We start from the raw sequence: 19817 nt of genomic DNA, 5'->3' as shown, positions 1-19817 counted from the left end.
ACGCCCTCGGGGGTGGTGGTCACCGGTCGACGCCTCCCATCACGGGGTCGATGGACGCGACGGCGACGATGACGTCGGCGACCTGGCCGCCCTCGCACATCGCCGCCATGGCCTGCAGGTTGGTGAAGGACGGGTCCCGGTAGTGGACCCGGAAGGGGCGGGTGCCGCCGTCGGAGACGACGTGCACCCCGAGTTCGCCCTTGGGCGACTCGACGGCCGCGTACGCCTGTCCCGGCGGGACGCGGAAGCCCTCGGTCACCAGCTTGAAGTGGTGGATGAGGGCCTCCATGGAGGTGCCCATGATCTTCTTGATGTGGTCCAGGGAGTTGCCGAGTCCGTCCGGTCCGAGGGCGAGCTGGGCGGGCCAGGCGATCTTCTTGTCGCCGACCATGACCGGGCCGGGCTGCAGCCGGTCCAGGCACTGCTCGACGATCCTGAGGGACTGGCGCATCTCTTCGAGCCGGATCAGGAAGCGGCCGTAGGAGTCGCAGGAGTCGGCGGTCGGGACGTCGAAGTCGTACGTCTCGTACCCGCAGTACGGCTGGGCCTTGCGCAGGTCGTGCGGGAGGCCGGCGGAGCGCAGGATCGGGCCGGTGGCGCCGAGGGCCATGCAGCCGGACAGGTCCAGATAGCCGACGTCCTGCATACGGGCCTTGAAGATGGGGTTCCCGGTGGCGAGCTTGTCGTACTCGGGAAGGTTCTTCTCCATCTTCTTCACGAACTCGCGGATCTGGTCCACCGCGCCGGGCGGCAGGTCCTGGGCGAGTCCGCCCGGCCGGATGTACGCGTGGTTCATGCGCAGGCCGGTGATCAGCTCGTAGATGTCGAGAATGAGTTCACGATCACGGAAGCCGTAGATCATGATCGTGGTGGCGCCCAGCTCCATGCCGCCGGTGGCGATGCACACCAGGTGGGAGGAGAGCCGGTTCAGTTCCATCAGGAGCACGCGGATGATCGTGGCGCGGTCGGGGATCTGGTCCTCGATGCCGAGGAGCTTCTCGACCGCGAGGCAGTACGCCGTCTCGTTGAAGAACGGCGTCAGGTAGTCCATGCGCGTCACGAACGTGGTGCCCTGGGTCCACGTGCGGTATTCGAGATTCTTCTCGATGCCGGTGTGGAGGTAGCCGATGCCGCAGCGGGCCTCGGTGACGGTCTCGCCGTCGATCTCCAGGATGAGCCGGAGCACACCGTGGGTGGACGGGTGCTGGGGACCCATGTTGACGATGATGCGTTCGTCGTCGGACCGGGCCGCGGTCTGGGCGACCTCGTCCCAGTCGCCGCCGGTGACCGTGTAGACGGTGCCCTCGGTGGTCTCGCGCGGAGTTGCGTGCGACGTGCTCATGAGTACGACCTCCGCTGGTCCGGAGCCGGGATCTGGGCGCCCTTGTACTCGACGGGGATGCCGCCGAGGGGATAGTCCTTGCGCTGCGGGAAGCCCTGCCAGTCGTCCGGCATCATGATCCGCGTCAGCGCGGGGTGGCCGTCGAAGACGATGCCGAAGAAGTCGTACGTCTCGCGCTCGTGCCAGTCGTTGGTGGGATAGACGGGGACGAGCGTCGGGATGTGCGGGTCGGCGTCGGGGGCCGAGACCTCCAGGCGGATCAGCCGGTTGTGGGTGATCGAGCGCAGGTGGTAGACGGCGTGCAGCTCGCGGCCCTTGTCGCCGGGGTAGTGGACGCCGGAGACACCGGTGCACAGCTCGAAGCGCAGGGCCGGGTCGTCGCGCAGGGTCCGGGCGACGCGCGGCAGGTGCTCGCGCTCGATGTGGAAGGTGATCTCGTCGCGGTCGACGACCGTCTTGTCGATCACGTTCTCGGGGACCAGGCCCTGTTCCTCCAGGGCGCCCTCCAGCTCGTCGGCGACCTCGTCGAACCAGCCGCCGTAGGGGCGGTTCGCCGGGCCGGGCAGCCGGACGGAGCGGACCAGGCCGCCGTAGCCGGAGGTGTCGCCGCCGTTGTTCGCGCCGAACATCCCGCGCTGAACGCGGATCTCCTCACCGCCGTCGCCACGCTGGCCGGGGAGGTTGGAGGCGGCGAGGTCCTTCTCGGGGTTCACCCCGTTCGACCCGTCCGCGCCGTTCTTGCCGTTCGCGTCGCTCATCGCAGCAGCCCCTTCATCTCGATGGTGGGGAGCGCCTTGAGTGCCGCTTCCTCCGCCTCGCGGGCCGCTTCCTCGGCGTTCACGCCGAGCTTGGACGACTGGATCTTCTGGTGGAGCTTGAGGATCGCGTCCATCAGCATCTCGGGCCGCGGCGGGCAGCCCGGCAGGTAGATGTCGACGGGGACGATGTGGTCGACGCCCTGGACGATCGCGTAGTTGTTGAACATGCCGCCCGACGACGCGCAGACCCCCATGGAGATCACCCACTTGGGATTGGGCATCTGGTCGTAGACCTGCCGCAGCACCGGCGCCATCTTCTGGCTGACCCGGCCGGCCACGATCATCAGGTCCGCCTGGCGCGGCGACCCCCGGAACACCTCCATTCCGAAGCGCGCCAGGTCGTAGCGTCCCGCGCCCGTGGTCATCATCTCGATGGCACAACAGGCGAGGCCGAAGGTGGCGGGGAAGACGGACGCCTTGCGTACCCAGCCCGCGGCCTGCTCGACGGTGGTCAGCAGGAAACCGCTCGGCAGTTTTTCTTCGAGTCCCATGGTCTTAAAGGCCCCTCAGTCCCATTCCAGGCCGCCGCGGCGCCAGACGTACGCGTAGGCGACGAAGACGGTGAGCACGAAGAGCAGCATCTCCACGAGCCCGAAAACACCCAGGGCGTCGAAGGTGACGGCCCAGGGGTAGAGGAAGACGATCTCGATGTCGAAGACGATGAAGAGCATCGCCGTCAGGTAGTACTTGATGGGGAAACGCCCTCCGCCGGCCGGCGTGGGGGTGGGCTCGATCCCGCACTCGTAAGCCTCGAGCTTGGCCCGGTTGTAGCGCTTCGGGCCGATCAGCGAGGCCATGATCACGGAGAAGATCGCAAAGCCTGCCCCGAGGGCTCCCAGTACGAGGATGGGCGCATAGGCGTTCACCGCTCCTCGCTCCTCTCAGTCGGCACTGACTGCTGGCGGATTGCGTCGGCCCTGTTCACCGGCCCCACCCGTCCCACGAACTCCGCCCGTCCCGACGAAGATCGCGAACATGTGAAGCAGGTCACAAGCCCAACTGCCCCGCATCCTATGCCTGCGGGTCTGTGATCTGCGACACGGAGTGCAGCACCGAGTTTGTGATCTCCACCACCTGACGATGGATCATGAAGTCGGACGGCCGTCGATCTTCATACTGGAAGCGCCAGACTGATCACCAGAAGTGACATTTTCGTTCGTTACCGCTGGTCACGAGGGTCGTCTCCATATCAAGAGATTTCCGCTGCATGCAAATTGGTGCTGGACGGGGGCCGCTTGGTAGTGCGCGGCGTTCACACCCCGGAGGGAGTCCGGTGCGCGGATGTGGACGCGTGCACGCGTTCACGAGCACCCGGGGACGGACCCTCCCGCGCGGGACGCCGCGTCGGCGGGCGACAGTTCTGTGACCTGCGCCACATCACAGTAAGATCAAATCAACGAGCCTTGGCCACTCGCTGCGATCGATGGTAAGCACAGGGCAATTCGGACGTATTCACGAAAGCGCATGATCACAGGCATGGTGAGCCGTGTCCGCTATGCCCGTTACGGCGTCAATAAAGAGTGACGCACAGGGAATTTGGGGACTCCGTTGAACAACTGTGGCGCAGCACACGTTTCTTGAAGGTATGGAGGAGTCGCTGGTACCGCTTGTACCCATGTCCCACACCGCTCACATACGCAGCCACCGGAAACCCCGCCGCAACGCGTCCTCGATCGCGATGCGCGCCGGAGTCGCCGGTGGCGTTCTCAGCACCGTGGCAGTGGCCGGCGCGTCCACGTCGGCTTTCGCGGCGGAGCCGGTGACGCAGACGCTCGAACTGCCCACCCTCACGGCCGGCCTGGCCACGCAGGCCGCGCAGTCCGCGGACGCCACGCAGGCGATGGCGGCCGACTACCAGCTGCAGGCCGAGCGTGACACGGCCGCCGAACAGGCTGCCAAGCAGGCCGAGAAGGACCTGGTCAAGGCGAAGAAGGAAGAGGCCCGCAAGAAGGCCGCCGCCGAGGCCGAGCGCAAGGCCGAGGCCGAGCGTGCCGCGCGTGACAGCGAGCGGACCACCCTCACCACCAACTCGGCGACGACCACGACCACGACGACGACGGCCGCCACCGGCAGCGTCGGCACGGTCATCGGCTTCCTGAAGGCGCAGCTCGGCGACGCGTACGTGATGGGCGCCACCGGCCCCAACGCGTGGGACTGCTCCTCGCTGGTGCAGGCCGCCTTCAAGCAGGTCGGCGTGGACCTCCCCCGGGTCTCCCAGGACCAGTCGATGCAGGGCACCGAGGTCTCGCTGTCCAACCTGCAGGTCGGCGACATCCTGTACTGGGGCGCCAAGGGCTCCGCGTACCACGTGGGTGTCTACATCGGGAACGGCCAGTACCTGGACGCGGCGAACCCCTCCAAGGGCGTCGTCATCCAGGACCTTTCCGGCTACCCGGCGACGGGTGCGGTGCGCGTGCTCTGAGGCCACGCCCGCGCGCGGTCGCCCAGACACTTTTCGAGAGGGCCGCTCTCCCCGAGGGGAAGCGGCCCTCCGGGCTGCCCCCGGAAAGGCCCCAGGAGCCCCACAGGGCCGCCGCCGACCCGCACGGGGGTGCGGGACGGCTCCGGCCGCCACGGGGCCCTGTCGTCGCGCCTGACGGGTTCCCGCCTCCGGGGCCGGTACACCTCACACCTCGGCAGGCGTTGCCGGCCCGGCGGACGATGCCGGCCCGGCGGACGATTCAACGCAACCCCGGCAGGCGCTGCAACCCGGGCCGGAACACCCCGGTCAGGACAGACCGGTCAGGACCGACCAGTCAGGACAGACCGGTCGTCACGCCTTCGGGGCCACCTTGCTCAGGCCGTTGATGATGCGGTCCATCGCGTCACCGCCGGTGGGGTCGGTGAGGTTGGCCAGCATCTTCAGGGTGAACTTCATCAGGAGCGGGTGGGTGAGACCCCGCTGGGTCGCGAGCTTCATGATCTTCGGGTTGCCGATGAGCTTCACGAAGGCGCGGCCCATCGTGTAGTAGCCGCCGAAGGTGTCCTTGAGGACCTGCGGGTAGCGCTGGAGGGCGAGTTCGCGCTGCCCGGGGGTGGCGCGGGCGTGTGCCTGGACGATGACGTCGGCGGCGATCTGCCCGGACTCCATGGCGTAGGCGATGCCTTCGCCGTTGAACGGGTTCACCATGCCCCCGGCGTCGCCGACCAGCAGCAGGCCCTTGGTGTAGTGGGGCTGGCGGTTGAAGGCCATCGGGAGGGCGGCGCCGCGGATGGGCCCGGTCATGTTGTCGGGGGTGTAGCCCCACTCCTCGGGCATGGACGCGCACCAGGCCTTCAGCACGTCGCGCCAGTCCAGCTCCTTGAAGGCGGCGGAGGTGTTGAGGACGCCCAGACCGACGTTGGACGTGCCGTCGCCCATGCCGAAGATCCAGCCGTAACCGGGGAGGAGACGGTCCTCGCCCGGCCCGCGCTTGTCCCACAGTTCCAGCCAGGACTCCAGGTAGTCGTCGTCGTGGCGCGGGGAGGTGAAGTACGTGCGGACGGCGACGCCCATCGGACGGTCCTCGCGGCGGTGCAGACCCATGGCGAGGGAGAGGCGGGTGGAGTTGCCGTCGGCCGCGACCACCAGAGGGGCGTGGAAGGTGACTTCCCGCTTCTCCTCGCCGAGCTTGGCGTGCACGCCGGTGATCCGGCCGGTGCGGTCGTCGACGATGGGCGCGCCCACGTTGCAGCGCTCGTACAGCCGGGCACCCGCCTTCTGCGCCTGGCGGGCGAGCTGCTCGTCGAAGTCGTCGCGCTTGCGGACCAGTCCGTAGTCCGGGTAGGAGGCGAGATCCGGCCAGTCGAGCTGGAGGCGGACGCCGCCGCCGATGATCCGCAGCCCCTTGTTGCGGAGCCAGCCGGCCTCCTCGGAGATGTCGATGCCCATCGACACCAGCTGCTTGGTGGCGCGCGGGGTGAGGCCGTCGCCGCAGACCTTCTCCCTCGGGAAGCTGGTCTTCTCCAGGAGCAGCACGTCCAGGCCGGCCTTGGCCAGGTAGTACGCGGTGGTGGAACCGGCTGGCCCGGCCCCGACGACGATCACATCGGCGGTGTGTTCGGTAAGGGGCTGGGGCTCGGTCACGACGGGTTCTCCCCAAGAAGTAGACGGTGCGGAGCAAAGCCTGCTGGACGTCCGCGGAGGCGGACGGCCAGAAAACATGTGCCGACAGGCGTCGGACATGGGCAGTCTATTCAGCGGTACTGATCATCGGCTGAAGGGCTGCCCCTGTGAACAGAGCTCTGCCCGACGTACGGCTGCGCGTCCCCACCGACGAGGACGCCTTCGCCTGGCACCGGATCTTCGACGATCCCGACGTCATGGAGTTCCACGGCGGCCGGTCCGCCGAGCTGTCCGTCTACGAGGAGCTCACCGCCCGCCAGCGCCGCCACGACGCCGAACACGGCTTCTGCCTGTGGACGATGCTCGACGAGGAGGGCCGGGCCATCGGTTTCACCGGCGCCCAGCCGTGGCCCCGGGAGTGGGGCCCGACCGGGGAGATCGAGATCGGCTGGCGGCTCGCGCGGGACCACTGGGGCAAGGGGTATGTGACCGCCGCCGCCACGCAGACCCTGGAGCGGGTGCGGGCGGCGGGCGTCGGCAGCGTCGTCGCCATGGTCAACGCCCGCAACGAGCGGTCGATAGCGGTGGCCCGGCGACTGGGCATGGAGCTGGCGGAGACGTACACGACACCGGTCACCCAGCAGAAGGGGCACTGCTACCGGCTGGCGTTGTGAGGGGCGCCCTGCGCGGAGGCGCCCCGTTCGAGGGGCCGTCCGTTCGGGAACCGCCCGATCGGGAACCGCCCGATCGGGAGCCGCTCGTTCGGGAACCGCTCGTTCGGGATTTCGTCAACTCGTCACCCAGAGTAGCAATTTTCCGCAGATTGCCACGCAGTGCTTCCGGTCGGACCCGCTCGGCGGCTACCCTGCCGGTACCGCTGGGGGTGAACATCTGTGCGCATAACACCCAAGTCATTCGAAGTGCGTGTGCCACGGTTCGTCGGCCTGATGGCCGTGGACGCGCGCGAGACGGCCGAGGCGGACGGGCTGACCCTCGTCGCGCCCGACCGGCCCGACCTCCGACTCGCCGCCGTGGACCACGTCGTACGGCAGTACCCGCCGCCGGGCGTGAAGGTGCCGCGCGGGGCCGCGGTGACCGTGTGGTTCGAGTCGGGCGACGACGGCGGCGGGGTGCGCGAACCGCGCCATGGCGGGCCGCCGCCGGGGTTGCGCAGGGCGCTGGACGAGCCCGGGGATCCCTTCGCGGCTCGCCGGTAGCCCGGAGCGCGCCTCCGGGGCCCGGGGCGCGTCCGCGCCCCTGTCGGGTGCGGGTCGCCGCCACTTCCCTCCGGGCCCCTCTTACCTCTGCCAGAGCAGGATCGCCGCCGCGCCTCCCCCGCCGATCACGAGGGCCGCGACGATCGTGACGATCCAGACGAGGGCCCGGCCGCGGGGCCCGGCCGGGGCCGCGGCCGGCTGCTGATGGTGTCCGAGTTCGACGAGCGGGGGCTCGTACGCCGCCGTGACCGGGGCCGGCACGGAGGGCTGGTGCGGGACCCCGTGGGCCGCGGGGCCGCCGCTGGGCATGGCCGGGATCGGTGGGGCGATGACCGCCGTGCGCGCTCCCGCCATCTGGATCAGATAGGGCGCGAGGAAGGCCGCGCCGAAGATCCACAGGAGACCGAAGAGAAGCGCCTCGGCGAGGTCGAGGCCGACGTCCACCTGTCCCGCGGCCGAGAACTCGCTGCTGAACTCGGTCGTGGCGGCACCGGACGCCTCCATGCCGAAGCCGCTGACCCCGGCGAGCAGGAGGAAGAGGCCGAAGAAGACACCGGCGGCGAGGAGTTGCTCGCCGCGGCCCGAGGAGCGGCGGGCCGCGACGATCCCGAGGGTCAGGGCGCAGACCACGCCGAGCGTCAACGCGCCCACGACCGCCCAGGAGTTGACGGCGTCGCCCAGTTCGGAGAGCCCGAACGCCCGGTGCTCGTAGCCACCGCCGTACGGGCTGGACTCGACGAGCCCGTAGTCCCCGGAGGAGTCGCTGCCGAACGACGAGTCGTCCCCGAGGCTCGTACGGCCCGCCTCGGCCTGGACGGACGCGCCCCAGGAGAGGCCGAGGAGGTGGACGGCGAGATTGGGCAGGACGAGCAGGACGAGCAGGAGCGGGCTGAGTTCCTCGTCCCACTCGGCCTGCCACTCGTCGTTCGCCGCGAGGACGACGAACGCGACGAGCGAGCAGAGGACGAGGACGATCGCCATGGCCCGTACGGCCGTCCCGGTCGCCCGGAACAGGGCCCGGGGGCCGGGGCGGACGGCCAGCCAGGCGGCCAGGTCGTCGCGCTGCAGCAGACCGGCCGAGACGGCGGCGGTGAGCAGCAGCGCGCCGAGGACCGCGCGCCACACCGACGTCGAGACCTCGACGACCGCGATCTCGGGCTGCCCGAACAGCGCGAGCACCAGAACGGCGGCCGTCACCAGCAGGGTGACCCGCACGGCCGCTTCGAGCCCGGCGGTACGGCTGCCACCGGGCGCCGCCCCGGGCATCCCGGCGTACGTGCCGCCGTACCCACCGGTGTGCGTGCCGCCGTACCCGCCGGCGTACGTGCCTCCCGGCACACCCCCGAATGCGCTCGCGTACGCGCCCCGTGTCGCCAGTCGCGTACGGAGCATCCGTACGCCGATGAAGAGGGCCCCGACGAAGAGGGCGGTCACCGTGAGCGGGACCAGGGACACGGCGAGGGCGCCCTCGGCGGAGCGGTACTCGCCCGAGTAGTCGCCGCCACCGGACTCGGAGATCGTGAAGCCGCCGCCGAGGCCCTGGAGAAGGCTCGCGAGGGCGAGGGCGAGACGGTCGCCGAAGCCGACGAAGTCCTCCTCGCTCCGGCCGTCGCCCTGGCCGTACGACGGGACGGCCAGGGCGACGGCCGTGACCAGGAGGAGCCCGACCGGCCAGAGCGCGGCCAGAGCCGAACCTGCCCAGTCGCCGCGGAAGGCCCGGCCGAGGAAGGCGCCGACGGGCGAGGGCCGGGCGGGGACGGGGGCGTACTCGGGCGGAGGCGGCGGTGGGCCGAGGGGTGGTGCGCCCGGCGGAGCCGAGGGCGGACCCGCCGGCGGGGGAACCGCCGGCGGGGCGGCCGGTGGTGCCGGAGTCGCCCCGGTGCCCGTGCCGGGCGCCGCCGCCGGGACCGGCGGGCGTTCCCGTCCGCACTTCATGCAGAAGCGCGCCTCGTCGGGGCCGGGTGTTCCGCAGTGCGGGCAGTAGGACGTCATGGAACGCTCCGTCATCCAGAGAACTCGGGCCGTGATGCGCCGTGGCCGGAGGAGCGCCGGTGCGTCGGGGGACATCACCGGCGCGTGCCGACGTATCAACGGACGGTAGTTTCTGTTGACCGGTTCCCGTCAACAGGATTACCTCGCGGCCATCCCTCGTACGGGTGAACCGGGGCGTGGCGGGCGCTCTCGCGGCCCTAGGAGAGGGCCTTGAACCCCCGGTGCAGGGCGACGATCCCGCCCGACAGGTTGCGCCACGCCACCTTGTCCCAGCCGGCCTTGCGGAGCCGCTCGGCGAGGCCCGCCTGGTCGGGCCAGGCGCGGATGGACTCGGCGAGGTAGACGTACGCGTCCGGGTTGGAGGACACCGCGCGGGCCACCGGCGGCAGCGCGCGCATCAGGTACTCGGTGTAGACGGTCCGGAACGGTGTCCAGGTCGGGTGGGAGAACTCGCAGATCACCACGCGCCCGCCGGGCTTGGTCACCCGGTACAGCTCGCGCAGCGCGGTGTCGGTGTCCTGCACGTTCCGCAGGCCGAAGGAGATGGTCACCGCGTCGAAGGTGTCGTCCTTGAACGGCAGCCTCGTGGCGTCGCCCGCGGTGAACGGCAGCCAGGGGGTGCGCTCCTTGCCGACCCGGAGCATGCCGAGGGAGAAGTCGCACGGGACCACGTACGCGCCGGTCCGCGCGAAGGGCTGGGACGAGGTGCCCGTGCCGGCCGCGAGGTCCAGGATCCTCTGGGCGGGGCGGGCGTCGACCGCCTGCGCGACCTCCTTGCGCCAGCGCCGGTCCTGCCCGAGGGACAGCACGTCGTTGGTCAGGTCGTACCGTTTCGCCACTCGGTCGAACATCGAGGCGACTTCGTGCGGCTGCTTGTCCAGGGATGCGCGGGTCACGGGCCCATTGTGGCAGTAAGGGAGGGACACCCACACGGCACCCGGCCCTGTCGCACGCTCTCGAGGGGCGAGGTTTTCGTCGACGGACTCGTCCTGCGTTCTTCTGGACATGGGACGGTCATTGTTCGGGCAATTCCCGGCATCTCCTGCGGGATGCCCGGGGGAGACACCTCGGCCCGTCCGCTTTCTCGGAGAATCCATGAACGACTGCGAAGCCGAAGGTGTTTGCTTTCAGCGCTGCACATGGAGCCGGTAAGGCCACGTTTGCCCGATCGACAAACCCTTTGCCGGTCACCGTTCCGTGACCTGGCTTCGGTTCCGCAATTCCCAGGAAGCACGTACGAAGCACGGTCGGGTGTGCTTCCTTTCCCTCGTGAGCACCGTGAGGAATTCCCTGAGAACGGCCGTCGGACTGCTCTGTCTGGCGGTCCTGGCCTGCGCGGGTTGCACCGCGAGGACCGACGGGTCCGCGTCCGCGCCCGGTGGCTCGGCGAGTTCGGCCACCGGCCCGTCGGCCCCCCGGTCGGCCACGGCGGCGGCGCCCGGTACGTCCACGGAGTACGCGCCGTACGTGAGCGCCACCGACGCCTCCGTCCTCGACGGCGCCGGGTCGGCCGCCGCCTACAACCTGGCGTTCGTGATCGCCGACGGCGACGCGTGCACGCCCGCGTGGAACGGGACGAAGGCCGTCGACGACCCGGCGGTCAGGTCCCGGATCGCGGCGCTCACCGCCTCCGGGGCGTCGGTGCGGGTCTCCTTCGGCGGCGCCTCCGGGCCGGAGCTGGCCGAGGTCTGCGACAGCGCGTCCGGGCTGGCCGAGGCGTACGGCGCGGCCCTGGACGCGGCCGGCTCGACCGCGGCCGACTTCGACGTCGAGGGCGACGCGCTGAAGGACACCGCCTCCGTCGGCCTGCGCTCCGAGGCGATCGCGCTGCTCCAGCGGGACCGCCCCGGCCTCTCCGTCACCTTCACCCTCCCCGTCATGCCGTCCGGCCTCGACGACCACGGCGTGGCCCTGCTCGACTCGGCCGCCGCCGAGGCCGTGGAGGTCACCACGGTCAACATCATGACCATGAACTACGCCAGTTCGTACGACGGTGACATGGGCGACTACGCACGGCGGGCGGCCGAGTCGGCGCACAGGCAGCTGCGCGCGGTCTTCGGCACGAGCGCGTCGACGGCGTGGGGGGCACTGGCGCTGACCTCGATGCTCGGCGTCAACGACGTCGACAACGAGACGTTCACCCTGGAGGACGCGGCGCAGGTGCGGGAGTTCGCGGAGGAGAAGGGGGTGGCCTGGGTGTCGATGTGGGCGACGTTCCGGGACCGGGAGTGCGGGGGCGGGGCACGTGACGCGCTGGTCGACTGCAGTGGGGTCGATCAGGCGGACGGGGCGTTCGGGGAGGCGTTCTCCCCGCGCCGCTGACCGCGGGAGCGGCGGTGCCGGTCAGCGGCGACGGTGGACCAGGCGCCCCGCGCAGACCGTGGCCACGCAGCTGCCGGAGTCGTCGAAGGCCACCAGGTCCGCCCGGCCCAGCTCGACGATCGCCGACGGCTCCGGGCGGGCCAGTACGACCACGTGGTTGCGCTCGGCGGCCGAACGGAGTTCCGGGGTGCCCGCGTGCTCCTCCAGGACCGCCGTCGCGCCCGACTTCAGTACCGCGTGGACGCGTTCGCGGGGTGACGGGGCGTCCGGGAGCGGGCCCTCGTGCACCCGGCCGGGCCCGAGGACGCCGGGCCACTGCCGCACCCGGGCGTCCGGGAACCGCTGCCGGACGGCATCCGACGGCCCCACGGCCCGGACCCGGTCGCCGTCCACCACCACGGCACCGTCCTTGATCGGCTCCGGGTCGTCCCAGGTGCGCCGCACCTCGTCGGCGGCGTGAATCGTCAGCACAGGAGCCCTAGTTGGCGTTCAGCAGCTTCAGCTCGGGGTGGGCCGTGCCGCCCTCGATGGCCGTGGACGAGATGTGGGACATGACGCGCTCGTCGACCGGGTCGTTCGCCGGGTCCTCGTGGACGACGATGTGCTCGTAGGTCGTGGTCCGCTGGGCCGGGACACGGCCGGCCTTGCGGATCAGGTCGATGATCTCCATGCGGTTGGAGCGGTGCTTGGCACCGGCGGAGGAGACCACGTTCTCCTCCAGCATGATCGAGCCGAGGTCGTCCGCGCCGTAGTGCAGGGAGAGCTGGCCGACCTCCTTGCCGGTGGTGAGCCAGGAGCCCTGGATGTGGGCGATGTTGTCCATGAACAGCCGGGCGATGGCGATCATGCGCAGGTATTCGAAGAGCGTGGCCTGCGTACGGCCCTTGAGGTGGTTGTTCTCGGGCTGGTAGGTGTACGGGATGAAGGCCCGGAAGCCGCCCGTCCGGTCCTGTACGTCACGGATCATCCGCAGGTGCTCGATGCGCTCGGCGTTGGTCTCACCGGTGCCCATGAGCATCGTGGACGTGGACTCGACGCCCAGCCCGTGGGCGATCTCCATGATCTCCAGCCAGCGCTCGCCGCTCTCCTTCAGCGGGGCGATGGCCTTGCGGGGGCGCTCGGGGAGCAGCTCCGCGCCGGCACCGGCGAAGGAGTCGAGACCGGCCGCGTGGATCCGCGTGATCGCCTCCTCGACGCCCACCTTCGAGATCCGGGCCATGTGCTCGACCTCGGACGCGCCGAGGGAGTGGATGACCAGCTGCGGGAAGGCCTTCTTGATGGCGGCGAAGTGCGTCTCGTAGTACTCCACCCCGTAGTCCGGGTGGTGTCCGCCCTGGAACATGATCTGGGTGCCGCCCAGCTCGACGGTCTCCGCGCAGCGGCGCAGGATGTCGTCGAGGTCGCGCGTCCAGCCCTTGTCCTTGGCCTTCGGCGGGGCGTAGAACGCGCAGAACTTGCACGCCGTGACGCAGACGTTCGTGTAGTTGATGTTCCGCTCGATGATGTACGTCGCGATGTGCTCCGTGCCCGCGTACCGCCGCCGGCGGACGGCGTCGGCGGCGGCGCCGAGCGCGTGCAGCGGGGCGTCGCGGTAGAGGTCGAGCGCCTCCTCTGGTGTGATCCGCCCACCCGCGGCGGCACGGTCGAGAACGGACTGGAGGTCGGCCTTCTCGGTCACCGGGAGCGTCCCTTTCGTAAGGGTTGAACGGACCGAGCCAGCCTACGCCAGGGCCGGGCATCACCCGACGTCAGCCCGTCCGCCTGTGGACGACCGGGGAGCAGGGGCCTGTTCAGGCCGCGTACGCCTCCAGCAGCAGCGCGACGTACGCACCGGCGATCATGAACGGCCCCAGGGCCACCAGCTGCCCGCGCACCGCGCGGCCCCGGACCGCCAGGACCAGGGTGTACGCGCTGCCGATGAGCGCGCCGGCGAACGTGCCGAGGTACAGCGCGCCCCAGCCGTACCAGCCGAGGACGGCGCCGAGGCCCAGGGCCAGCTTCACGTCGCCGAAGCCGAGGGCGACGGGTCTGATGAGGAAGAAGAGGAAGTAGAAGCCGCCGAGGGCGAGGGCGCCGTAGGCAGCCGTCCGCCACTCCCCCGCGTGCTCGGGGACGAACGCGACCCCGCCCAGAAGGGTGAGGGCCAGGCCCGCGAAAGGGAGCGTCAGCGGGTCGGGGAGGCGCTGCGCGCCGAGGTCCACGAGGGCGAGCAGGACGCCCACGGGGGCGAGGAGCAGCCATACGGCGAGTTCGGGGCGGAAGCCGGTGGCCAGGGCGAGGGTGGCGCAGACGAGGGCGGTCGCGGTGGCGACGGCGGGGGTGCGGGGGCCGTAGGCGCAGGTGGGCGGTGGGGCTGCGGGGGGTGGGGCTGTGGCGACGGTTGTGCAGCGTGCGGGGCCCAGCCAGCCGCCCGCCGTGCCGGTGATGTGGTGGCCGGCGGGGCACGCGCGGTGCCAGGGGGTGTCCTCGTCGGCCGTGAAGCGGTAGGCGGGGCGGGGGAGCAGGGTGCCTGCGGCCGCGCCCCAGAGGGTGGCGGCCAGGGTGAGTGCGATCAGCCAGGGGTCCGGATCCACGGAGGCAGCCTACGAGGGGGCGAGGTCGGGGTGAACCGGGGTGTTCTCGCCCCTGCCGCCCCCGCCCGTCCTCGGGCCCCGCCCGCCCGCGCCGCGCTACTCCACCTTCGCCAACCGGGCCGTCGGCTTGCCCGCGTCCGCGTTGGTCGAGGTGTAGTCGAGTTCCTTGCCGACCGGGGTGAGCGTGATCTCGTGGGTGTTCCTCGTGCAGGTGCCGGGGTTGTTCCTGGTGTCGGCGATGCTCGTGGCGACGATGTTCTTCTTGGTGACCTTCTTGAGGACGAGCTTGTCGTCGCAGGTGCCGCCGAGGAGGTCGACGGAGCGGAACGTGCCCAACGCCTCGCCCACCGCGGCCTGTTCGAGGGTGACCGTGAAGGTGCCGGCGGGGAGGCTGCCGGAGAGGGCGTAGCCGTCGCCCTCCCAGGTGCCCACGTAGGTCCCGGGCAGCTCGCCGGGCGCGTCCCCCGGCGCCTCGCTGTGCCGGCCCCCTTCGCTCGGACTGACCTCGGCCGACGGCGCCTTGCCGGCCGCGTCGCCCTTCTCGTCCTCGCCCTTCAGTATTCCGAGCCCGAACAGTGTCCCCACGCTCACCAGCGCGAACGCTCCCGCGATCGCCAGGGCGACCGAGCAACTCACCCTCCGGCCGCGCCCGTTCGCGGCGGTCGTGGACGCGGCCGCCACACTCAGCGACAGCTTGCCGGGCGTCGGTGGCGTCGTGTCCGCCACCGAGGCGTCGGCCCGCTGCCCCGGTACATGCGTCACGGGCGGCGCCTGGTGTGACGACATCACCGGCGGCGGCCCGAACACCCCGCTCGCGGCGGCCGCGTCGGCCTTCGCCCCGCCGGTCGGACTCCCCGCCACCGACGCGCCCGTCCCGGCCGCCCCCACCGACGGGCTGCTGAACCCCACCGGCCCGGACGGGATCTCCTCCGCCGCCGCCTCCAGGTTCAGCAACTGCACGGCGCTGCGGCCGACCTGTTCCACCAGCGGCCCCGGCAGCCAGCCCGCCGACACCAGACGGGCCGCGCCCTGGGGGGCCAGGGTGCGGGCGATCTCGTCGGGGCCCGGGCGGGCCGCGGGCTCCTTGGCCAGGCAGCGCTCGACCAGGTCGCGCAGATCGCCCTCCAGACCGTCCAGCCGCGGCGGCTCGTGGACGACCTTGTAGAGGAGGGCGGCGGACGAGTCGCCGGGAAACGGGGACTGCCCGGTCGCGGCGTACGCGAGGACCGCGCCGAGGGAGAAGACGTCCGCCGCGCCGCTGATGCCCTTGCCGAGGATCTGCTCGGGGGACATGTAGCCGGGGGAGCCGATGGACACGCCCGTCGAGGTGAGCGAGGCCGTGCCGTCCGTGGCACGGGCGATGCCGAAGTCGATGAGGAGGGGGCCGTCCACCGTCAGCAGCACGTTCGACGGCTTCACGTCGCGGTGGACCAGGCCCAGGGCGTGCACCGCCGAGAGCGCTTCCGCCAGGCCCGCGCCCAGGACCCGTACCGAGTGCGGCGGCAGGTGCCCGCCGTCCGCGATCGCCGCCGCGAGGGACGGGCCGGCCGCGTAGCCCGTCGCCACCCACGGGACGGACGCCTCCGGGTCCGCGTCCAGGACCGGGGCCGTCCAGGAGCCGCCCACGCGGCGGGCCGCGTCGACCTCGCGCCGGAAGCGGGCACGGAACTCCTCGTCCAGGGCGAAGTGCGGATGCACGATCTTGACGGCGACGGTACGGCCGCCCGCGCTGCGCCCCAGATAGACACGGCCCATCCCGCCGGACCCGAGCCGGCCGAGCAGCCGGTAGGGCCCCACGACCGTGGGCTCGCCGGCATCGAGCGGTTGCATGGGCGGCACCTCCCCCGTACGTCTCCCGCGCGTCACCCCGTACGTTCCCCCGTACGAACTCTCCACGACGCACGACTCCCAGCAGCGTAGTGCCGTACGCCCGAATGGGAATGCGAGCGGCGGCGGCCGGTCGGCGGGCGGTGCCACAGACCGTGGAATTCGTCAAACGAAATTCCCGGAACTTCGCCGGGAACTCCGGGGGAAATGTTCAGGAAAGCAGGTCGACCTTCACGTCCGCCGGAAATCCCGTGGTGGGGCCGACCCGCCGCGCGAACTCGGCGACCGCGCTCAGCTGGGGCCCGCCGAAGCGGAAGTCCAGGGTGGTGAAGTACCGCTCCAGGACCCGCTCGTCGAAGGCCTCCCAGCGGGCGGCCTGCTCGGCGACCTTCGCCACCTCGGTCAGGGACAGGTCACGGGAGGCCAGGAACGCCTCGTGCACCTTGCGGGTGACCTCGGGCTCCCGCTCCAGGTAGTCCCGCCGCGCCGCCCACACCGCGAAGACGAACGGCAGCCCCGTCCACTCCTTCCACATGGCGCCGAGGTCGTGCACCTCCAGACCGAAGTTCGGCCCGTCGAGCAGGTTGGCCCGCAGCGCCGCGTCCCCGATCAGCACCGCCGCCTCCGCCTCCTGCATCATCAGCGGGAGGTCGGGGGGGCAGGTGTAGTACGACGGCTGTACGCCGACGCTCTCGGCCAGCAGCAGCTGCGCCAGGCGTACGGAGGTGCGGGAGGTGGAGCCCAGCGCGACGCGTGCGCCGTCCAGGCGGTCGAGGGGTACCTGGGAGACGATGACGCAGGACATCACCGGCCCGTCGCAGCCGACGGCGATGTCGGGGAAGGCGACCAGGTCGTCCGCGTTGCGCAGGAACTCCACGAGCGTGATGGGCCCGATGTCGAGGTCGCCGCGCACCAGCTGCTCGCTGAGCTTCTCGGGGGTGTCCTTGGTCAGCTCGAAGTCGAGGAGCGTGCCCGTTCTCGCGAGCCCCCAGTACAGGGGCAGGCAGTTCAGGAACTGGATGTGGCCGACGCGCGGCCGGTTGCGAGAATTGTCCACATCGCGAGGCTAGCCCTCATGGGGTACGGTGCGGGCTCCGGGGGCCGGGAGGCGCTCCCGACACCGGATGTACACCCCGTGTCAACGCTTTCGGCGGCGTGTCGCGGGCGGGGCCGGTGGTGCGGAAGGGGCTACGCGTCAACCCGCGAGTCGAGCCGATCAAACATCCGGGTGACGTGATCTTGCCCTCTATTGCATTCCCCTGCCTGCGTGCTAGGCTCGCCGCAAGTTGCAGTTTGGTTTCCCTTGCAGTACAGAGCCTGCGGAGCATGTAACCGCGGGCTCTCGTCTTTTCAGACGTATGCAGTTGTGCGGCATCTTGTTTTCACACTTGCAGGGTTCTGGAGCAGGGCAACCCTTTGGGCCCAAGGAGGGCTTATGGCTACCGGAACCGTGAAGTGGTTCAACGCCGAAAAGGGCTTTGGCTTCATCGCCCAGGAAGGTGGCGGCCCGGACGTATTCGTCCACTACTCCGCCATCAACGCGAACGGCTTCCGTTCGCTGGAGGAGAACCAGCAGGTCTCCTTCGACGTGACGCAGGGCCCGAAGGGCCCGCAGGCGGAGAACGTCACGCCCGTCTGATCGAGGGATGCCCCTCTGACGACGTCTGAGAGCAGTACCCAAGGAGCCCCTTGCCTTTCGGCGCAGGGGCTCCTGCCTTTTTCCCCGGCGCCGGCGCTTCCGGGTTCGCGGGGAGTCAGTCGTCCTTCGTGTAGGTCAGACGGGTCACCTTGCCGGAGGCGAAGCCCCTGTCGATCTTCTTCCCGTTCACGACGAGACGGAGGGCGCTCGCCTCGCCGAGGACCAGATCGATCGACTCCTCGGCGGAGAAGGTCTTGGTCTCCCCCTGCTGGAGCAGTCCCTCGTGGAGCAGCTCGCCGGCCGAGTCCTTCGCCGAGACCCAGCTCCGGCCGTTCTCCGCGGTGACGCGGACCGTGACCTCGTTCGCGCCGTCCCGCGCGCCGGCGCCGCCCGGGGACCCGTCGGCCGCCGAGGAGGTCGGCCCGTGGGCCGGGGACGCCGCGGAACCGGTCGTCCCGTCCCGGTCGGCCACGTACACCCCGGCTGCGACGAGCACGCCCACGATGACCAGGGCGACAACAACCGCGACCGGCCCGCGCGGGCGCGGGGGGCGGTCCGTGTCCCCGCCTCCCGTGCCGAGTCCGCGTTCGGCGGTGTGGGCGCCGCTACGCCGCGGCAGATCCGTCCCCGACTCCACTGCTGTCAGCCTCCCCCGGTGTGACACCGCGCACTTTATGACGGCGCGGGACGAGGGGGCGTTCCCGAACGGGGCCGGGGAATCGGTGCGGGGGCGGGCCGTCCCCGGGGCGGCGGTCCCGCAGCTCCTCCAGCACCCGCCGCAGCCGGACGCCCCGCCCCAGGTCCGGTCCGAGGCCCGTGGCCTTGAGGAGGGCGGTGAGGGACGCCTGCACCACCTCGGCGGCCTGTGCCGCTCCGAAAACGAAGGTTCGTTCCGCGGTCCCGCCCTCGCCCCGGCCCGTCAGCGGCGTTCCTTGAAGTGCGTGGCGGCGAAGATCCCCGCCGCCGCGCAGGCGAGTGTCCCGGCGGCGACGAACAGCCCTCCGTCGTCACCGGGCGGGACGAGGGGCATGTCCCGGTCCAGCCACCGCACGAACACCCACGCGTAGGTCCACCCGGCCATGCCGAGGGCGGCGAACACCAGGGCGACCCTGCCGTTGGCGGAGGCCGTCAGGGACCGCATGCCGTTCAGCACCTGCCGTACGTCCAGGGCTTCGGCCTCTCCCCGCCGCCACCGCAGGTGCCGCTCGTGGAGGCAGCCGAACAGGAAGGCGACGACGCTGACGGCCAGTGCGCAGGAGTACAGATCTTCCGCCAAGGCATCGTTCTCCCCCAGCGTCCTGAAGGTCCGGACGGCGGACCAGCCCCACAGCCCTACGGCCAGGAGCATGACGGCCGTGGAGATCCTGCCCCACTTCGAGGACAGCAGCTGTGTCGGGCGTCTTCGGTCCATGTGACCGCACGGTATCGCCAGTATCACTATGTACAACAGGCTGTTGAGCTGGAGAATTCGCCGGAGGACCAGGGAGCGCAGTCAACGGAACGGGGTGGGGTCGGTCGTGGGATCGGTCAAGGGGTCGGTGCGGAAGCGGGGCGTGCTGCTGGGCTGCGGAGGGCTGGTCGTCGTGCTCGGGGTCGGGGCGGTCGTGTGGGGGAACTGGTTCCGGGCGCCGTACTCGCTCGCCTCCTCGCCCGCCGTCGATGTCACCGTGCGGGCGGAGAGGTCGAGGTACCCCGATGTCCGGGAGACCGCCGAGGACGTCGACACCGTCGTGCGGGCGTATGTGCAGCGGCTCAAGGCCGGTGACGTGGAGGGGCTGATGGAGCTGGCCGGGCCCGCGTACGACGGGACGCGGGGCGCCGCCTACGACCAGGTCCGGGAGTTCGGCGAGGGCGCCCGCGGGCATGTCGACGTCACGGTGCTGGAAGGGGTCGTGGACTACTTCAATCCCGTCCGGCTCACGTACGACAGGACCGGCCAGAAGCAGGAGTTGCTGCTGGTCAGGGACGACGGGTACTGGTGGGTCGGGCTGGGGGAGGGTGATCCGGCCGCCGGGCGGTAACGCCTTCCCGCGGGTGCCGCG

At 70.9% G+C, this 19817-nt stretch carries 20 protein-coding genes; 6 read left to right on the top strand and 14 right to left on the bottom strand.

Going from position 1 to position 19817, the window contains the following annotated elements; genetic code table 11:
• Positions 1-19: 19 nt before the first annotated feature.
• Genes ACZ6BB_RS36075 through ACZ6BB_RS36060 form a run of 4 tightly spaced genes read right to left on the bottom strand, consistent with a single transcriptional unit; the run spans position 20 to position 3026 of the window.
• The gene (locus ACZ6BB_RS36075; protein ID WP_471619348.1) at positions 20-1342 is read right to left on the bottom strand and encodes an NADH-quinone oxidoreductase subunit D; all 1323 of its coding nucleotides are present in this window, start codon (positions 1340-1342) and stop codon (positions 20-22) included.
• On the bottom strand, positions 1339-2100 hold the full coding sequence (locus ACZ6BB_RS36070; protein ID WP_471619347.1) for an NADH-quinone oxidoreductase subunit C: 762 nt from the start codon (positions 2098-2100) through the stop codon (positions 1339-1341). The genes ACZ6BB_RS36075 and ACZ6BB_RS36070 overlap by 4 nt, the downstream gene beginning before the upstream one ends.
• Positions 2097-2651, bottom strand: a complete 555-nt coding sequence (locus ACZ6BB_RS36065) for a NuoB/complex I 20 kDa subunit family protein (RefSeq protein WP_007383964.1) — start codon at positions 2649-2651, stop codon at positions 2097-2099. Before ACZ6BB_RS36065 ends, ACZ6BB_RS36070 begins: the two co-directional genes overlap by 4 nt.
• Positions 2652-2666: 15 nt before the next feature.
• Positions 2667-3026 carry an NADH-quinone oxidoreductase subunit A gene (locus ACZ6BB_RS36060; protein ID WP_005476348.1) on the bottom strand — a complete coding sequence of 120 codons (360 nt, stop codon included), beginning with the start codon at positions 3024-3026 and terminating at the stop codon, positions 2667-2669.
• Between the two features lie 719 nt (positions 3027-3745).
• Here ACZ6BB_RS36060 and ACZ6BB_RS36055 point away from each other — a divergent pair.
• A complete protein-coding gene (locus ACZ6BB_RS36055) occupies positions 3746-4582 on the top strand; it encodes a C40 family peptidase (protein WP_471619346.1) in 837 nt (278 codons plus the stop codon).
• 351 nt (positions 4583-4933) lie between these two features.
• Here ACZ6BB_RS36055 and ACZ6BB_RS36050 read toward each other — a convergent pair whose 3' ends face one another.
• The gene (locus ACZ6BB_RS36050; RefSeq protein ID WP_471619345.1) at positions 4934-6226 is read right to left on the bottom strand and encodes a geranylgeranyl reductase family protein; all 1293 of its coding nucleotides are present in this window, start codon (positions 6224-6226) and stop codon (positions 4934-4936) included.
• Positions 6227-6372: 146 nt separating this feature from the next.
• Between ACZ6BB_RS36050 and ACZ6BB_RS36045 the strand changes: the two genes are divergently transcribed.
• Both ACZ6BB_RS36045 and ACZ6BB_RS36040 read left to right on the top strand, forming a co-directional pair.
• Positions 6373-6879 carry a GNAT family N-acetyltransferase gene (locus tag ACZ6BB_RS36045; protein ID WP_471619344.1) on the top strand — a complete coding sequence of 169 codons (507 nt, stop codon included), beginning with the start codon at positions 6373-6375 and terminating at the stop codon, positions 6877-6879.
• 219 nt (positions 6880-7098) lie between these two features.
• Positions 7099-7422 carry a PASTA domain-containing protein gene (locus ACZ6BB_RS36040; protein WP_013001520.1) on the top strand — a complete coding sequence of 108 codons (324 nt, stop codon included), beginning with the start codon at positions 7099-7101 and terminating at the stop codon, positions 7420-7422.
• Positions 7423-7503: 81 nt separating this feature from the next.
• Here the strand turns inward: ACZ6BB_RS36040 and ACZ6BB_RS36035 are convergent, their stop codons facing one another.
• Both ACZ6BB_RS36035 and ACZ6BB_RS36030 read right to left on the bottom strand, forming a co-directional pair.
• On the bottom strand, positions 7504-9414 hold the full coding sequence (locus ACZ6BB_RS36035; protein WP_471619343.1) for a zinc-ribbon domain-containing protein: 1911 nt from the start codon (positions 9412-9414) through the stop codon (positions 7504-7506).
• A gap of 197 nt (positions 9415-9611) precedes the next feature.
• Complete coding sequence (locus ACZ6BB_RS36030) at positions 9612-10310, bottom strand: demethylmenaquinone methyltransferase (RefSeq protein WP_471619342.1); 699 nt, start codon at positions 10308-10310, stop codon at positions 9612-9614.
• A 382-nt stretch (positions 10311-10692) separates the two neighbouring features.
• Between ACZ6BB_RS36030 and ACZ6BB_RS36025 the strand changes: the two genes are divergently transcribed.
• Positions 10693-11736, top strand: a complete 1044-nt coding sequence (locus ACZ6BB_RS36025; RefSeq protein WP_471619392.1) for a chitinase — start codon at positions 10693-10695, stop codon at positions 11734-11736.
• Positions 11737-11757: 21 nt separating this feature from the next.
• Here ACZ6BB_RS36025 and ACZ6BB_RS36020 read toward each other — a convergent pair whose 3' ends face one another.
• From ACZ6BB_RS36020 to ACZ6BB_RS36000, 5 genes are all read right to left on the bottom strand, one after another.
• Complete coding sequence (locus tag ACZ6BB_RS36020) at positions 11758-12207, bottom strand: imidazolonepropionase-like domain-containing protein (RefSeq protein ID WP_471619341.1); 450 nt, start codon at positions 12205-12207, stop codon at positions 11758-11760.
• Positions 12208-12214: 7 nt separating this feature from the next.
• A complete protein-coding gene (gene mqnC, locus ACZ6BB_RS36015) occupies positions 12215-13414 on the bottom strand; it encodes a cyclic dehypoxanthinyl futalosine synthase (RefSeq protein WP_471619340.1) in 1200 nt (399 codons plus the stop codon).
• A 112-nt stretch (positions 13415-13526) separates the two neighbouring features.
• The gene (locus ACZ6BB_RS36010; RefSeq protein WP_471619339.1) at positions 13527-14309 is read right to left on the bottom strand and encodes a prepilin peptidase; all 783 of its coding nucleotides are present in this window, start codon (positions 14307-14309) and stop codon (positions 13527-13529) included.
• Between the two features lie 96 nt (positions 14310-14405).
• A complete protein-coding gene (locus ACZ6BB_RS36005) occupies positions 14406-16139 on the bottom strand; it encodes a serine/threonine-protein kinase (protein WP_471619338.1) in 1734 nt (577 codons plus the stop codon).
• Positions 16140-16347: 208 nt separating this feature from the next.
• Complete coding sequence (locus ACZ6BB_RS36000) at positions 16348-17193, bottom strand: menaquinone biosynthetic enzyme MqnA/MqnD family protein (protein WP_471619337.1); 846 nt, start codon at positions 17191-17193, stop codon at positions 16348-16350.
• A 378-nt stretch (positions 17194-17571) separates the two neighbouring features.
• Between ACZ6BB_RS36000 and ACZ6BB_RS35995 the strand changes: the two genes are divergently transcribed.
• The gene (locus ACZ6BB_RS35995; RefSeq protein WP_007490911.1) at positions 17572-17775 is read left to right on the top strand and encodes a cold-shock protein; all 204 of its coding nucleotides are present in this window, start codon (positions 17572-17574) and stop codon (positions 17773-17775) included.
• A gap of 115 nt (positions 17776-17890) precedes the next feature.
• Here ACZ6BB_RS35995 and ACZ6BB_RS35990 read toward each other — a convergent pair whose 3' ends face one another.
• Positions 17891-18412, bottom strand: a complete 522-nt coding sequence (locus ACZ6BB_RS35990; RefSeq protein WP_471619336.1) for a DUF4115 domain-containing protein — start codon at positions 18410-18412, stop codon at positions 17891-17893.
• A 282-nt stretch (positions 18413-18694) separates the two neighbouring features.
• Positions 18695-19186, bottom strand: a complete 492-nt coding sequence (locus ACZ6BB_RS35985) for a hypothetical protein (RefSeq protein ID WP_471619335.1) — start codon at positions 19184-19186, stop codon at positions 18695-18697.
• Between the two features lie 106 nt (positions 19187-19292).
• Here ACZ6BB_RS35985 and ACZ6BB_RS35980 point away from each other — a divergent pair, with 106 nt between their 5' ends.
• Positions 19293-19796: a hypothetical protein gene (locus tag ACZ6BB_RS35980; protein WP_471619334.1), complete on the top strand. Its 504-nt coding sequence runs from the start codon at positions 19293-19295 to the stop codon at positions 19794-19796.
• Positions 19797-19817 lie beyond the last annotated feature (21 nt).

The sequence above is a fragment of the Streptomyces sp. NPDC041108 genome (genome assembly GCF_055592645.1).
Note: the sequence above shows the minus strand (reverse complement) of the source record. Positions and strands in the feature narration are given on the sequence as shown.

Excerpts from the sequence above, each read along its gene's own strand:
- ACZ6BB_RS36075 (WP_471619348.1), bottom strand. The coding sequence starts at position 1,342 with ATGAGCACGTCGCACGCAACTCCGCGCGAGACCACCGAGGGCACCGTC.
- ACZ6BB_RS36070 (WP_471619347.1), bottom strand. The coding sequence starts at position 2,100 with ATGAGCGACGCGAACGGCAAGAACGGCGCGGACGGGTCGAACGGGGTG.
- ACZ6BB_RS36065 (WP_007383964.1), bottom strand. The coding sequence starts at position 2,651 with ATGGGACTCGAAGAAAAACTGCCGAGCGGTTTCCTGCTGACCACCGTC.
- ACZ6BB_RS36055 (WP_471619346.1), top strand. The coding sequence starts at position 3,746 with ATGGAGGAGTCGCTGGTACCGCTTGTACCCATGTCCCACACCGCTCAC.
- ACZ6BB_RS36035 (WP_471619343.1), bottom strand. The coding sequence starts at position 9,414 with ATGACGTCCTACTGCCCGCACTGCGGAACACCCGGCCCCGACGAGGCG.
- ACZ6BB_RS36005 (WP_471619338.1), bottom strand. The coding sequence starts at position 16,139 with ATGCAACCGCTCGATGCCGGCGAGCCCACGGTCGTGGGGCCCTACCGG.
- ACZ6BB_RS35995 (WP_007490911.1), top strand. The coding sequence starts at position 17,572 with ATGGCTACCGGAACCGTGAAGTGGTTCAACGCCGAAAAGGGCTTTGGC.
- ACZ6BB_RS35985 (WP_471619335.1), bottom strand. The coding sequence starts at position 19,186 with ATGGACCGAAGACGCCCGACACAGCTGCTGTCCTCGAAGTGGGGCAGG.